This window comes from Bradyrhizobium sp. 199 (assembly GCF_023073355.1).
GTDB lineage: Bacteria > Pseudomonadota > Alphaproteobacteria > Rhizobiales > Xanthobacteraceae > Bradyrhizobium.
Genome location: NZ_JADPJI010000005.1, coordinates 2,067,022 through 2,080,577 on the forward strand (window position 1 = coordinate 2,067,022; position 13,556 = coordinate 2,080,577).

Sequence of the window (13,556 nt, forward strand, 5' to 3'; positions counted from 1 at the left end):
TCATCCTCCCTGTGATGCTTTTTTATTATCTTAAGTAAAGCGTACGCTACGCGTTCAGGCGCTTTCCCGTCGCCTCGTCGAACAAGTGCACCAGTGACGGGTCGGGCTTCAGCCGGATCTTGTCGCCCGGGTTGAACTGGTGGCGTTCGCGGAAGACCGCGACGACCTGCTCGCCGCCGATCTTGGCGAACACTTGCGTCTCCGAGCCGGTCGGCTCGACCACGACGATCTCGGCTTCGGCGCCGTCATCGGCAATGGTGAAATGCTCGGGCCGCACGCCGTAGACGGCGGGAAGGCCGTCGGATGCCCCCGGCGCGGTCTTGAGCGGCAGCTTGACGCCGTTCGGCCCCTCGAAGGTCGCAACGCCGTTGACGCGCACATGCCCCTTCAGGAAGTTCATTGCGGGCGAACCGATGAAGCCGGCGACGAACTGGTTGTCGGGCTTGTCGTAGAGCTCGAGCGGCGTACCCATCTGCTCGACGATGCCGTCATGCATGACGACGATCTTGTCGGCCATGGTCATGGCTTCGATCTGATCGTGGGTGACGTAGACGGTCGTCGTCTTCAGCCGCTGGTGCAGCTCCTTGATCTCGGTGCGCATGGCCACGCGCAGCTTGGCGTCGAGGTTGGACAAGGGCTCGTCGAACAGGAAGACCTGAGGATCGCGCACGATGGCGCGGCCCATCGCGACGCGCTGGCGCTGGCCGCCGGAGAGCTGACGCGGGTAGCGATCGAGCAGGGGCGACAGCGCGAGAATCTCGGCGGCGCGCTTGACGCGCTTGTTGATCTCATCGGAGCCGGCATTCCGCAGCTTCAGCGAGAAGCCCATGTTGTCGGCGACCGTCATGTGCGGATAGAGCGCGTAGTTCTGGAACACCATCGCAATGTCCCGCTCCTTGGGCTGGACATTGTTGACGACGCGGTCGCCGATCGAGATCGTGCCGGAGGTGATGTTCTCGAGACCGGCGAGCATGCGCAGAAGCGTCGACTTGCCGCAGCCGGAGGGGCCAACCAGGACGACGAACTGGCCATCCTCGATCGGTACAGTCACGCCGTGCAGGACTTCAAAATTGCCGAACGATTTCCGCACGTCGCGGATTTGCACAGACGACATCTAGCTCCCTCCTCGAAAGTCCACGACGCCTCTTAGCGCCGCGACCGTCTTGTTTTTCAGACTTCGCCGAACGAAGCCCCACCTTAACGGGCAACATTGTCGGCAGTTTGTGCGGTTTTGGCAATTTGTCTTTGGTTAGTCGCTGTTGGTAGCGCTGTCAACGCTCCTTTGTTTGCGGGACCGACTATGATAAGAGCAGCAAATGGGTGGACAACGCACCAAATCAGGCAAAATCCGGCTGGCGGAAGTCGCCGAGCTTGCCGGCGTCAGTCCCATTACAGCGTCCCGCTTCTTTCGTAATCCGGAGGCGCTGTCGATCGCCAAGCGGACGCGGGTCGAGAGCGCCGCCAAGGAGCTCGGCTATGTCCCGAACCTTGCGGCACGCGCGCTGGCCTCGCAACGCACCGAGGTCATCGGTGTCTTGATCCCCTCTCTTACCAACAACGTGTTCTCGGACGTGCTGCGCGGCATCTACGATGCGTCCGAAGGCAACCGTTACTCGATCCAATTGTCCAACACACGCTACAGCATTCTCCAGGAGGAGAAGCTGCTGCGTCTGTTTCTCGCGCAGAAGCCGGCCGGACTGATCGTCACCGGCATCGACCAGACCGCGGAATCGCGCGCGATGCTGGAAGCCGCGGACTGCCCGATCGTGCAGATCATGGAGATCGGCCCCGATCCGGTCGACATGATGATCGGCTTTTCGCACTATGATGCAGCCCGCGCAGCGGTTGCGCACCTGTTCGAACAGGGGCACCGCAAGGTCGGCTTCGTCGGGGCGCGCATGGATCCGCGGGTGCAGCGGCGGTTGGACGGGTATGTCGCGGCCATGAAGGACGCCGCATTGTTCGAGCAGCGCCTCGTCGTCACGACCGCGACACCGACCTCGGTGACGCTCGGCGGCGCCCTGTTTACCGATCTGCTGGCGCGAGAGCCGGGCCTCGATGCGGTGTTCTGCGCCAATGACGACCTCGCGCTGGGCGTTCTGTTTGAATGCCGGCGCCGCGAGATCGCGATCCCGGACCAGGTCGCGATCGTCGGCTTCAATGACCTCGAATTCATGGCGTCCGCCGTCCCCACCCTCACCAGCGTGCGCACCAACCGCTACGAGATGGGCAAGACGGCCGCCACCATGCTGATCGAGGCGATCGAGGGACGGCGTCCGGAGCGGCCGGTGCTCGATCTCGGCTTCAAAGTCATCGAGCGGCAGAGTTCGTCGTCGCGCCATTCGGAGAGCACGCCAGCCGTTTCGCGCGCGGGTGCGGCGAACAAAATGGTAGCGTTACCAACTGGCCATGACTAGTATCGGATTGTGAGGAAACGACCCGCCAGCGGGCCAGCGATGGATCAATCGCGCGTTGGGCATCGCACAAGCCGACACCCTCGGACGGACGCCAGTGCGTTTGCATTGCAGGAGAAACCAATGACAAAAAAACCAACCAATGGGCATGCGTCCGCCAGCAACGGCTCAAGACGCCACCTTCGCTCGCAGGAGTGGTTCAATAACCCGCACAATCCGGGCATGACCGCGCTCTATATGGAGCGCTACCTCAATTACGGCCTCACCCGCGCCGAGCTGCAGTCCGGCAAGCCGATCATCGGCATCGCCCAGACCGGCAACGACCTTTCCCCCTGCAACCGCCACCATATCGAACTTGCCCATCGCGTCCGTGAGGGCATTCGCGAGGCCGGCGGCATTGCGATGGAATTCCCGACCCATCCGATCCAGGAGACCGGCAAGCGACCGACCGCAGCGCTCGATCGCAACCTCGCCTATCTTGGCCTCGTCGAGATCCTCTACGGCTATCCGCTCGACGGCGTCGTGCTCACCACCGGCTGCGACAAGACCACGCCGGCCTGCATGATGGCGGCGGCGACCGTGAACCTGCCGGCGATCGTGCTGTCGGGCGGCCCGATGCTGAACGGCTGGCATGCCGGCGAGCGCACCGGTTCCGGCACCATCGTCTGGAAGTCGCGCGAGCGGCTCGCCGCCGGCGAGATCGACTATGAAGAGTTCATGGAGATCGTGGCCTCCTCGGCACCGTCGGTCGGCCATTGCAACACCATGGGCACCGCTTCGACCATGAACGGGCTTGCCGAAGCACTCGGCTTCTCGCTGCCGGGCTGCGCGGCGATCCCCGCACCTTATCGCGAGCGCGGCCAGATCGCCTACGAGACCGGCAAGCGCGCCGTCGAAATGGTGTGGGAAGACCTCAAGCCTTCGGACATCCTGACTCGCAAGGCGTTCGAGAACTGTATCGTGATCAATTCGGCGATCGGCGGCTCGACCAATGCGCCGATCCACATCAACGCGCTGGCCCGTCACATCGGCGTCGAGCTCACGATCGAGGACTGGCAGAAGGTCGGCCACGACGTGCCGCTGCTGGTCAACATGCAGCCGGCCGGCTTCTATCTCGGCGAGGAATTCCACCGCGCCGGCGGCGTGCCGGCCGTGGTGCGCGAATTGATGAAGCACAAGCGCATCCATGAAGACGCGGTGACCGTCAACGGCCGCGGCATCGGCGAGAACTGTGCCAATGCACCCGCGCCCGAAAACGACGTGATCTGGGCTTACGACAAGCCGCTGGTGAAGGACGCCGGCTTCCTGGTGCTGAAGGGCAACCTGTTCGATTCCGCGATCATGAAGACCTCGGTGATCTCCAAGGAATTCCGCGATCGCTATCTCAGCAACCCGAAGGACCTCAACGCCTTCGAGGGCCGCGCCATCGTGTTCGAGGGTCCGGAGGACTATCACGAGCGGATCGACGATGCCTCGCTCGACATCGACGAGCGCTGCGTGCTGTTCATCCGCGGCACCGGCCCGATCGGCTACCCCGGCGGCGCCGAGGTCGTGAACATGCAGCCGCCGGCGGCGCTGATCAAACGCGGCATCCACTCCCTGCCCTGCATCGGCGACGGCCGCCAGTCCGGCACCTCCGGCTCGCCCTCGATCCTCAATGCTTCGCCGGAAGCCGCCGCCAATGGGGGCCTCGCGATCCTGAGGACCGGCGACAAGGTGCGGGTCGATCTGAACAAGGGCAGCGCCAACATTCTCATTTCGGATGACGAGGTGAAGAAGCGCCACGCTGAACTGGCGGCCAATGGCGGCTTCAAGCATCCGCCGAACCAGACGCCGTGGCAGGAGCTTTATCGCAACACCGTGGGCCAGCACGCGACCGGTGCCTGCATGGAGCTCGCCACGCGCTACCAGAATGTCGCCGGCACATTTGGTGTGGCGCGGGATAATCACTAGCAGCCACATCGTCATTGCGAGCAAAGCGAAGCAATCCAGATGTCTCCTCAGAGATAGCCTGGATTGCTTCGTCGCAAGTGCTCCTCGCAATGACGGCGGATAGATCAGAATCGAGAAGGAGAAGAAAATGGCAGACCGCCTCAAGGGCAAACGCGCCGTCGTCACGGCTGCGGCAGCTGGCATCGGCCGCGCCTGCGCGATCGCATTCGCGCGTGAGGGCGCGACCGTGATCGCCACCGACATCAACGAGAGCGGCATTGCGGAGCTAGCCAAGGAAGGTATCGCCGAGGTCGCAAAGCTCGACGTCCGCAACACCGCCGACGTCAACGCCTTTGCCAAGCGTGTCGGCAAGATCGACATCCTGCTCAATGCGGCGGGTTTCGTACACCACGGCACAATCCTCGAATGCTCGGAGGAGGATTTCGATTTCTCGTTCGACCTCAACGTCAAATCGATGCACCGGACCATCAAAGCCTTCCTGCCCGACATGATCGTCGGCGGCGGCGGCAGCATCGTAAACATCTCGTCCTGTGCGGCCTTGAGGCCGCCGGCCAACCGTTACGTCTATAGCTCGTCCAAAGCCGCGGTGTCGCTGCTGTCGCGCGCGGTGGCGCTCGACTTCATCACCAAGGGCATCCGCTGCAACTCGATCTGCCCCGGCACCGTCGAGACACCCTCGATGCTCGATCGCGCGGCCGCGCAAGGCCCGCAGGGCAAGGAGATGTTCGTCTCCCGCCAGAAGATGGGCCGGCTCGGCACCGCCGAGGAAATCGCCCATATGGCGGTCTATCTCGGCAGCGACGAGAGCGCCTTCACGACCGGCGTCGACCTTGTCGTCGATGGCGGTTACATGCTCTGACGCCAGGGGATTAATCTCATGAACAAGATCGATCTCACCGGCCGCGTCGCCATCGTCACCGGCGGCGCGCAGGGTTTTGGCCGCGCCATCGCCGAGCGCTTCGTTGCGTCCGGCGCCAAGGTCGCGATCTGGGACTTTGACTCAGGCTTGGCGGAAAAGACCGCCAAGGAGATCGGCGGCGAAACAAAGGTCTTCAAGGTCGACGTCACCGACACCGCCGCCGTCGAGCAGGCCCGCGATGCAACGATGGCGGCCTTCGGCAAGATCGACATCCTCGTCAACAATGCCGGCATTGCCGGAATCAACAAGCCGGTCTGGGAGACCGACCTCGAGGAATGGCGCAAGGTTCTGCGCATCAACCTCGACGGTCCCTTCATCGTCTGCAAGGCGATCGTGCCTGTGATGCTCAAGCAGAAATACGGGCGCATCGTGAACATCGCCTCGATCGCCGGCAAGGAAGGCAATCCGAACGCCTCGCATTATTCGGCGTCCAAGGCCGGCCTGATCGCGCTGACGAAATCGCTCGGCAAGGAGCTCGCCGCCCATGACATCCTCGTCAATGCGGTGACGCCGGCGGCCGCGAAGACGGCGATCTTCAACCAGATGACGCAGCAGCATATCGACTTCATGCTGTCGAAGATCCCGAAGGGGCGCTTCGTGCTGGTCGAAGAGCTCGCCGCAATGGTGAGCTGGCTCGCGTCGGAGGACTGCGCGTTCTCGACCGGCGCGGTGTTCGACATCTCGGGCGGTCGCGCAACCTATTGAGGACACCATGATCCGGGAAGGTGGATGCCTGTGCGGCGCGGTTCGGTTCAAGGCGGAGGGGGAGCCGCTCAACGTCCGCGTCTGCCATTGCCGCACCTGCCAGAAGGCAATGGGCTCGCCTTTCTTCGCCCGTGCTCAGTTCGACCAGCGTGCGCTGACCGTCGAAGGTGACACCGCCCGCTATGCGTCCTCGGAGAACATCGATCGGGTGTTCTGCAAGCAATGCGGCACGCGGCTGTTCGCCTGGCGGCGCAATGGCACGCTCGCAGGCGTGTCCCTCTCCGTTTTCGACGATCGCAATGCGTTTACGCCGACCGAGCACATCTGGGTGTCGGAAAAGCCCGCCTGGCTGAAGCTCGACGACGGTCTGACGCAATATCCGGGGACAATCCCGGCCTGATTTGCACGGCGGCCCGCAGCGGATCATTTGCAGCGTGGCATTTCGGAACCGGCCACCCTATGTTGACGTGAAGCGTCGCTGCATTCGCCGGTTTGGCTGGAACGGCTGCAAGGCCGCGAGCGAACCGGGACGGACGAGCCGTGAACATTTCCTTTTATGACTTATCGGTGTGGGTGCTGCCATTGGTGCTCGCCATCACCTTCCACGAGGCCGCGCATGCCTTCGTTGCGGACCGGCTCGGGGACAACACGGCCTCACAGCTCGGCCGCGTCAGTTTCAATCCGCTCCGGCACATCGAGCCGTTCGGCACGCTGATCCTGCCGGCGATGCTGCTGCTTGCGCATTCGCCATTCCTGTTTGGTTACGCCAAGCCGGTGCCGGTGAATTTCCGCAAGCTCAACAATCCCAGGCTCGACATGGTCTGGGTGGCGCTGGCCGGGCCCGTCACCAACATCGTGTTGGCGCTGGCGGCCGCCCTCGCCTTCCATGCGCTGCCCCTGGTCCCCGCGAGCTCGGCGAAATGGGTGGCGGACAACCTCAAGAATGCTCTCGTGATCAACGCGATCCTGGCTGTGTTCAACATGATGCCGATTCCGCCGCTCGATGGCGGGCGGGTCGCGGTCGGGCTGTTGCCCCGCCCCCTTGCCGTGCTGCTGGCGCGGCTGGAGCCGTTCGGGATGCTGATCCTGATCGCGCTCTTGATCCTGCTACCGCTTGCGGGTTCCCGGCTCGGTCTAAATCTTGATGTTATTTCAGCAATACTGCGAACGTTGACCGGTTATGTGATTCAGGCTGTTCTCTTCCTGACCGGCAATGCGTAGTTGAACAGCCACACCGAACACAGGCCGAAGGGCCAGAGGCCGACTTGGTCAAAGCTGCCGATATGCTGATCGCGCGACGCGCCGACACCCGTGCCCGTGCCGATTTCGCCACCTGGAAGATGATGGCCAAGCTCAACGGATCGTCCGCGCTGCCGCCGGAGGCCCAGGAGTTCCTGGCGAGCTATCAGAACCTGCTGGCGCAAATGAGCGAGGGTGATGCCACCGAGGCCACCATCGGCGCGATCTACAAGGCCTATTATGCCGAGATGGGCGGCGCCGGAACCCCGCCCGACGTCTGCCCACGCGCGGCCGAGCCGGCCGCGGACAATGTTACCGCCTTCCGCCGCCCGCCACCCAAGCCGAAGAAAGCCGCTTCGGGGGCGGCGGCATTTGCTGGCCCTCAGAAACGGCCGCTGCCCGTGGCGCTGATCTTCGCCTGCCTGGTCGTGGTTTATGTCGGCATCCGGCTCTACTGGCCCTGAGCCGTCTTCTTCTTTTTCTTCTCTTCCCGCGGCTTGAACTTGATCTCGACGGTGCGCTCGAACCGGTCCTCGGTGAGCTCGGTCGGCGGGACCGGGAAAGGATCGGATTTGTGGACCATGGAGATCGCAGCGGCATCGTAAGCCGGATCTCCGGACGATACCACGACATCGACCGAAACCACGTTGCCTCTGCGGTTGAGCGCGAAGCTCACCTTGGCAGTCTGGTCCTTCGGCTCCTTGCCCTCCGGATTGACCTTGTGCGCGGCGAGATGCGCACTGACCTTGCGGTTCCAATCGGTCGTTAGCTTCAGCAGGTCTTTGCCGATGCCGAGCACCGGCGCCATGGCCTTCTCGCCCTCGCGTGTTGCGTCTTCGAAAGTCTGCCGATCCGCTGCAACAGACTTCTGGGATGCCTCCATGGCCGGCGTTTCAATCGCAGCCACCTTCGGATCGTCGTCCTGTTCCTTCTTCGGCTTGTTCTCGGTGACGATACGATCGGCATCCTCGATTTGTTGCGGCCGATCCTGAGGAAGGTCGGTCTCCTTCGTCTCGGTCTTTTGCTCAGGCAGCGCCGGGCGCTCTTCCGACTCGTCCGATTCTGTCGGCGCGACGGGCAGATTGGACTCTTGAACCGGAGGCGACGTCATCTCCACCGCGAACTCCGCGCCGGCTGCCCCCAGACCGTCGCCATCGTCATCGGCGCGCAGGTGCGCCAGCGCGAGCACGGCGCCACCCAGATGAAGCACGAGCGCAGCCACCGCGGCCAGGATCCAGAGCTTCCGGGATGGTCTGAGTTCGTCCGACATAGCGGGCCTTCTCAAGGCTGAGCGGCGCCGGCCGCAGGCGCGCCCGGAGCGCCTTCCAGCGCCACCAGTTTCACCCGCGTATAGCCGCCCGAGCGCAACAGCTCCATGATACCCATCAACTCCCCATACGGCACCGACTTGTCGGCGCGCAGGAAGACGTACTTGTCCTTGCTCATGTCGGACAATCCATCGAGCGTCCCGATCAGCTCGGCCCGGTGGACCGGGTTTTCTCCGATCGCAAGCGTCAGATCGGGCTTGATGCTGAGATAGGTCGGCTTGTCCGGCTTCTTCTGCGGCATCGCGCTCGACGTCGGCAGATCGATCGGCAGGTCGACCGTGGAGAGCGGCGCTGCGACCATGAAGATGATCAGCAGCACCAGGATGACGTCGATGAACGGCGTGACGTTGATCTCATGCGTTTCCGAGAAATCGTCGTCGTCATCGTTGTCTGCGAGCGAAACGGCCATGGTTCACTCCGCCGCGCGCGAATGCACGCTGCCGTGGCTGCGGTCGAGATCACGCGAGAGCAGCCGCGCCGCGGCACCCGAGGCGCGGCTGACGAGTTCGAGATAGCTTTTCGTCACGCGCGAGAAATGGTTGTAGATGATGACGGCGGGGATCGCGGCGACGAGGCCGATCGCGGTGGCGAGCAGCGCCTCGGCGATGCCGGGCGCAACGACGGCGAGGTTCGTGGTCTGCGACTTCGAGATGCCGATGAAGCTGTTCATGATGCCCCAGACCGTGCCGAACAGGCCGACGAAGGGGGACGTCGAGCCGATGGTCGCGAGCACGCCCATGCCGATCCGGATGCGCCGTGCCTCGGCGCGCACGATCTCGGAAAAGCTGGAGGCCGCGCGCTCCTTGATGCCGGCATCGCTCGACAGGCCGGCCGACATCCGCGCCTCGCGCAGCGCCGCCGCCAGAAAGGACGGCAGAATCCCCTCCTTGGCTCCGAGCGCCATCTGCGCTTCGGCGAGGGAGCGCGTCTCCGAAATCTTTTTCAGTGCCGAGCGAAGCTTGGCGGATGCGACTGACAGTTCGACCGACTTGGCGATGAAGACGGTCCAGGTCATCAGCGATGCGAAGGCGAGCCCGATCATCACCGCCTTCACGATGACGTCGGCCGACATGAACATGACCCAGGGCGACAATTCCTTCATCGCCGGCGCGACGGCGGCCGCATCGGGCTTGGCGGTGGTCGAAACGGTGGCCGCGGGCGACGCCGTCGGAGCGGCCGCCGTCGAAGCCGAAGGAGCACTGGGCGCCGCCGGAGCCGGACCGGCCGGGGCCGGCTGAGCTGCCGATTGCGCCGGTGCCGGCGGGGTTTGGGTCTGGGCGGATACGGGGGATGCGAGCCAGCCGGCCGCCAGCATCGCGGCGGCGGCAAGGCTTGCTCTTGAGGTCTTGGTCTTCATACTTCGGCCCAGTAGCGAATGAGGTTGTGATAGATACCCGTCAATTTGACCGTTTCGGGATCGTCACGCCCGAGCCGTTCCACCAGCGCCTGTATCGCGGTGTCGAGGTCAAAGATCATGCTCCGGGCTTGATCGTCCCGTATCATGCTCTGAAGCCAGAAGAAAGACGCAACCCGTGTTCCGCTCGTCACGGGGGTGACGAGATGGAGACTGGTCGAGGGATAGAGCACGCAGTCGCCGGCTGGCAACTTCACTTCGTGCGATCCGTAAGCGTCCTCGATCACAAGTTCGCCACCGTCGTACTCTTCCGGCTCGGCGAGGAACAGCGTGACCGACAGGTCCGTGCGGATGCGAAGGCCGGTCAGACGGTCACCGCGGATTGCGTTGTCGACATGCAGGCCGAAATGGTGGCCACTGCTCGCCGCATAGCGGTTGAACAACGGCGGGAAGATCTGGAGCGGGATTGCCGCCGCGATGAAACGCGGATTCGACGTCAGCGCCGAGATGATGCGGTTGCCGAGTTTTCGCGCGACTTCGCTATCGGGCGGCAGTTGCTCGTTCCGTTTGACCATCGCCGACTGCGCGCCGGCGGTGGAGCGGCCGTCCTCCCATTCGCTCGCGTCCATGATGCGGCGGAAATCCGCCACATCATTCTTGCTGAGAACGCCTGGCAGGCATGTCAACATGATCAGAACTTCGCTGTGGTCACGACGTAGAACGCCCGGCCCGGCGCGACCGCCACGAACGGCACCGCGCTGCGATAGAACGAGTCGTAATAGAGCTTGTTGGTCAGGTTCTGCGCGTAGAACTTCATGGTCCAGTTCTTGTCGATCTTCTTCTCGACGAAGGCATCGAAGCGCCAATAGCTCGGCAGCTCGTTGGTGTTGGCCGCGAACGTACCGCCATAGACCTTGGAACGGTACACCGCCTGGCCGCCGAGCTCCCAGCCGCCGTCGAACTTGTACTTGGTCAGCATGCTGAACGACTGGTGGGCAACGTTGGCAAGCTGCAGGCCGAGATTCGAGGCAACGCCGCTCTGCGTGACCTTCGACTGCATCAGCACCAGGCCGCCGAAGATGCTCCAGCGATCGGTGATCTTGCCCTCGGCTTCGATGTCGATGCCCTGGATCCGGTAGGCCGCGCCCGATGTCAGCAGGCCGGCGACGGTCTCGCGCGCGTTGTCCTTGGTGGTCTGGAACAGCGCACCGGTGACCAGCAGGTGGCGATCGGCGAGCTCCCATTTGGTGCCGAGCTCGATTGCCTTGTTGCGCTCGGGCCCGAGCAAGAGGGTCGAGTTGGGAGGAACACCGCCGTAGTCGGTGGCGGTCGCGTCCAGCTCGGAGCCAAACGGATTGGCCGAGGTCGCATAGGCCGCATAGATGCTGCCGATCGACATCGGCTTGTAGACCAGACCGACGTTGTAGTTCACCAGATCGGAGTTCTGCTTCACGTAGTTCGAATTGTTCGACGCGCTCTGGCTATAGCCGTCGTAGCGCACACCGCCGTTGACGATGATGGTGTCCTGCCAGTTCGCGGTGTCCATGACATAGACGCTGCTGGTGTTGACGCCATAGCGCGTCGGATTTCCGAACACTCCGGGAATGCTGAAGGGAATGTTGGTGTATTGCGGGGAATAGAGATTGACCCCCGTCACGGCGCCGCTGCTTGTGAAGGCGGAACCGGACAGCTCGGACGAGAGGCCGGCGTAGCGGTCGATCGAGATGTTCTCGTTCGCATATTCGACGCCGAACACCGCGGTGTGCTTGACCCCGCCGGTGTCGAGCTTGAACGTGGCCTCGTTCTGGTTCGCCCACACGTCCACGTTCTGCAAGCGGCTCTGCGCGCTCGCCGTCGTGGTCCAGAGCAGAGGATTGGGGCTGGTCGTGTTCGGGTTCTGCGGCAGCGTGCCGATGTAGTTGAGCACCGAGTGCTCGCCGCGCACCTTGCTGGTCAGCGTGATGGCCTCGTTGACCTTGTACTCGATGATGCCGGTGCCGAAATCCTGCCGCGCGGTCTGGAAGTCGCGATTGAGGAAGCCGTACCAGTTGCCGCGCGGAATGCCGGCGGAGGTCACCGGGACATTGCCCTGCTTGTAATAGGGTACGCCGAAATCCGGCAGACCGCTGAGATCAGTATGGACGTAGTTCGTCGTGATCTTGATGTCGCTGGTCGGGGTGTACTTGGTCGAGATGAAGGAACCCCAGCGATTGTCGGTCACATAGTTGCGGCCGGCCACGTTTGCGTCCTGGAACAGGCCGCCGGTGCGCACCGAGAAGGTCGGATCGATGACCTGGTTGACGTCGAGCGTGACGCGCTTGGTCATGTCGGTACCGAACTCGGAATCCACGCGCTGGAAGTTGCGATCACCGGCCTGCTTGGTGACGATGTTGATGGCGCCGCCGGCCGTGCCGCGGCCGGCATAGGAGGATGCCGGCCCGCGCAGAATTTCGATCTGCTCGGTGAAGAAGTTCTCGCGAATGGAAACGGCGGGATCGCGGATGCCGTCGATGAACACGTCGTTGCGCGCGTCGAACCCGCGGATGAAGAAGCGGTCGCCGAACGCATTGCCGCCTTCGCCCGAGCCCAGCGTCACGCCTGCGGTCGAGCGCCCGATCTCCTTCAGCGTCGTCGCATTCTTGTCCTCGAGCACTTCCTTGCTGAGCACCGTGATGGACTTGGGGGTGTTCAGCATCTTCTCGGGAAACTTGCCCGAGGCCTGGACGTGGTCGACCTTGTAGGGCGCGGCCGGATCGGCATACGGATTGCTGTCGGGAGCACCTGACGGTGCAGTCGGCGCCGCCTGCTGGGTCGCCTGCTCGCGTTGCGCGGCGCGACGAAGCGCGTTGCGGGCGCGGATTTGCTCCGGCGAAGGCTTCGAGGCCGTCGGACGCGGACGCGCGACAGGAGCGTCGACCGTCACCGGTGGCAGGTTCGACTGCTGCGCCTGCGCCCCGCTCGACACCGACGCTACTGCGATCAAGCTCGCAACCGCCGAGACCTTCTTGCCGGAAACACCTGCGAACTTTTCATCCACCAGATCGAATGCTGCGACCGAACGCAACGACTTCGGCGCGACCACCTGCCCCATTACCAAACGCCCCATCTTCCTGTTCGCTCATTCACTTCGACGAACGACGGGTTGTTGGTATCGGCCGCAAAATAGTGGGTCAATGCGAGCGCCTCGCAAGAACCCTTGAATCGATCCAGTTCAAAACGATTCTAAACTGTAGTTTGAAATCGTTCTAAACCAGGACTGAACGCGCTCTAGTGACGACGAACGCCAAATGCTGCGCAATTTGCAGTGTCGCTCTCTTTGCATCAATCGCTGCTCGGGGGCTTCATCAGTGAAAACAATTCGTCGACGGTCTTCTGCGCGATGGCGCGCACGCGATCGGTATTGTCCATCCCCGCGATGTTGACACCATTGACCACGGCCTTGATCTCGTCCCGGAAGTCGGTGAGGAAGCGCAAGGGATCGCGCTGCTCGTTGGCGACACGCGCGATCAATCCCGTGATCAGAATCTGACACGCGATCAGCTTGCCGTTCAATTCGTCCATGCTGCGCTCCCTTTGTGGCAGCGCCGATATGGACGACGCCGAAATTCCTGACAACCGAAACGGCTTCCGCGCGATTAGAACCG

At 63.1% G+C, this 13,556-nt stretch carries 14 protein-coding genes; 7 read left to right on the forward strand and 7 right to left on the reverse strand.

Translation table 11 applies throughout. The annotated features are described in order from the left end of the window. Nucleotides 1–46: 46 nt before the first annotated feature. Complete coding sequence (ugpC, locus tag IVB28_RS18570) at nt 47–1,114, reverse strand: sn-glycerol-3-phosphate ABC transporter ATP-binding protein UgpC (protein ID WP_247528016.1); 1,068 nt, start codon at nt 1,112–1,114, stop codon at nt 47–49. A gap of 202 nt (nt 1,115–1,316) precedes the next feature. Here ugpC and IVB28_RS18575 point away from each other — a divergent pair, with 202 nt between their 5' ends. From IVB28_RS18575 to IVB28_RS18605, 7 genes are all read left to right on the forward strand, one after another. Next, nucleotides 1,317–2,417 carry a LacI family DNA-binding transcriptional regulator gene (locus IVB28_RS18575; protein ID WP_247528018.1) on the forward strand — a complete coding sequence of 367 codons (1,101 nt, stop codon included), beginning with the start codon at nt 1,317–1,319 and terminating at the stop codon, nt 2,415–2,417. 120 nt (nt 2,418–2,537) lie between these two features. Beyond that, a complete protein-coding gene (locus IVB28_RS18580) occupies nt 2,538–4,367 on the forward strand; it encodes an IlvD/Edd family dehydratase (RefSeq protein WP_247528020.1) in 1,830 nt (609 codons plus the stop codon). 127 nt (nt 4,368–4,494) lie between these two features. Beyond that, nucleotides 4,495–5,226 carry an SDR family oxidoreductase gene (locus IVB28_RS18585; RefSeq protein ID WP_247528022.1) on the forward strand — a complete coding sequence of 244 codons (732 nt, stop codon included), beginning with the start codon at nt 4,495–4,497 and terminating at the stop codon, nt 5,224–5,226. 18 nt (nt 5,227–5,244) lie between these two features. Then, on the forward strand, nt 5,245–5,991 hold the full coding sequence (locus IVB28_RS18590) for an SDR family NAD(P)-dependent oxidoreductase (RefSeq protein ID WP_247528024.1): 747 nt from the start codon (nt 5,245–5,247) through the stop codon (nt 5,989–5,991). Nucleotides 5,992–5,998: 7 nt separating this feature from the next. Next, complete coding sequence (locus IVB28_RS18595) at nt 5,999–6,391, forward strand: GFA family protein (protein ID WP_247528025.1); 393 nt, start codon at nt 5,999–6,001, stop codon at nt 6,389–6,391. A 140-nt stretch (nt 6,392–6,531) separates the two neighbouring features. Then, nucleotides 6,532–7,212: a site-2 protease family protein gene (locus IVB28_RS18600; protein WP_247528026.1), complete on the forward strand. Its 681-nt coding sequence runs from the start codon at nt 6,532–6,534 to the stop codon at nt 7,210–7,212. 62 nt (nt 7,213–7,274) lie between these two features. Continuing rightward, entirely contained in the window at nt 7,275–7,694 is a 420-nt protein-coding gene (locus IVB28_RS18605; RefSeq protein ID WP_247528595.1) for a hypothetical protein, read from the forward strand. Here IVB28_RS18605 and IVB28_RS18610 read toward each other — a convergent pair. The 6 genes from IVB28_RS18610 to IVB28_RS18635 form a co-directional block, all read right to left on the reverse strand. Next, on the reverse strand, nt 7,682–8,500 hold the full coding sequence (locus IVB28_RS18610; RefSeq protein WP_247528027.1) for a TonB family protein: 819 nt from the start codon (nt 8,498–8,500) through the stop codon (nt 7,682–7,684). The two genes, IVB28_RS18605 and IVB28_RS18610, sit on opposite strands and share 13 nt — an antisense overlap. A gap of 11 nt (nt 8,501–8,511) precedes the next feature. Continuing rightward, nucleotides 8,512–8,967 carry a TonB system transport protein ExbD gene (exbD, locus tag IVB28_RS18615; RefSeq protein ID WP_247528028.1) on the reverse strand — a complete coding sequence of 152 codons (456 nt, stop codon included), beginning with the start codon at nt 8,965–8,967 and terminating at the stop codon, nt 8,512–8,514. Between the two features lie 3 nt (nt 8,968–8,970). Next, nucleotides 8,971–9,915 (reverse strand): tonB-system energizer ExbB, encoded by a 945-nt coding sequence (gene exbB / locus IVB28_RS18620; RefSeq protein WP_247528029.1) that lies wholly within the window; start codon nt 9,913–9,915, stop codon nt 8,971–8,973. Next, entirely contained in the window at nt 9,912–10,601 is a 690-nt protein-coding gene (locus IVB28_RS18625; protein WP_247528030.1) for a Fe2+-dependent dioxygenase, read from the reverse strand. The genes exbB and IVB28_RS18625 overlap by 4 nt, the downstream gene beginning before the upstream one ends. A gap of 2 nt (nt 10,602–10,603) precedes the next feature. Then, a complete protein-coding gene (locus IVB28_RS18630; RefSeq protein ID WP_247528597.1) occupies nt 10,604–13,003 on the reverse strand; it encodes a TonB-dependent receptor in 2,400 nt (799 codons plus the stop codon). A gap of 230 nt (nt 13,004–13,233) precedes the next feature. Then, complete coding sequence (locus IVB28_RS18635; RefSeq protein ID WP_247528031.1) at nt 13,234–13,473, reverse strand: hypothetical protein; 240 nt, start codon at nt 13,471–13,473, stop codon at nt 13,234–13,236. Nucleotides 13,474–13,556: the final 83 nt, after the last annotated feature.

Bases quoted from the DNA above. Each gene is read 5' to 3' on its own strand.
- IVB28_RS18590 (WP_247528024.1), top strand. From the start codon at position 5,245: ATGAACAAGATCGATCTCACCGGCCGCGTCGCCATCGTCACCGGCGGC.
- exbD (WP_247528028.1), bottom strand. From the start codon at position 8,967: ATGGCCGTTTCGCTCGCAGACAACGATGACGACGACGATTTCTCGGAA.
- IVB28_RS18595 (WP_247528025.1), top strand. From the start codon at position 5,999: ATGATCCGGGAAGGTGGATGCCTGTGCGGCGCGGTTCGGTTCAAGGCG.
- IVB28_RS18635 (WP_247528031.1), bottom strand. From the start codon at position 13,473: ATGGACGAATTGAACGGCAAGCTGATCGCGTGTCAGATTCTGATCACG.
- exbB (WP_247528029.1), bottom strand. From the start codon at position 9,915: ATGAAGACCAAGACCTCAAGAGCAAGCCTTGCCGCCGCCGCGATGCTG.
- IVB28_RS18585 (WP_247528022.1), top strand. From the start codon at position 4,495: ATGGCAGACCGCCTCAAGGGCAAACGCGCCGTCGTCACGGCTGCGGCA.
- IVB28_RS18580 (WP_247528020.1), top strand. From the start codon at position 2,538: ATGACAAAAAAACCAACCAATGGGCATGCGTCCGCCAGCAACGGCTCA.
- IVB28_RS18605 (WP_247528595.1), top strand. From the start codon at position 7,275: ATGCTGATCGCGCGACGCGCCGACACCCGTGCCCGTGCCGATTTCGCC.
- IVB28_RS18610 (WP_247528027.1), bottom strand. From the start codon at position 8,500: ATGTCGGACGAACTCAGACCATCCCGGAAGCTCTGGATCCTGGCCGCG.
- ugpC (WP_247528016.1), bottom strand. From the start codon at position 1,114: ATGTCGTCTGTGCAAATCCGCGACGTGCGGAAATCGTTCGGCAATTTT.
- IVB28_RS18575 (WP_247528018.1), top strand. From the start codon at position 1,317: ATGGGTGGACAACGCACCAAATCAGGCAAAATCCGGCTGGCGGAAGTC.
- IVB28_RS18630 (WP_247528597.1), bottom strand. From the start codon at position 13,003: ATGGGGCAGGTGGTCGCGCCGAAGTCGTTGCGTTCGGTCGCAGCATTC.
- IVB28_RS18625 (WP_247528030.1), bottom strand. From the start codon at position 10,601: ATGTTGACATGCCTGCCAGGCGTTCTCAGCAAGAATGATGTGGCGGAT.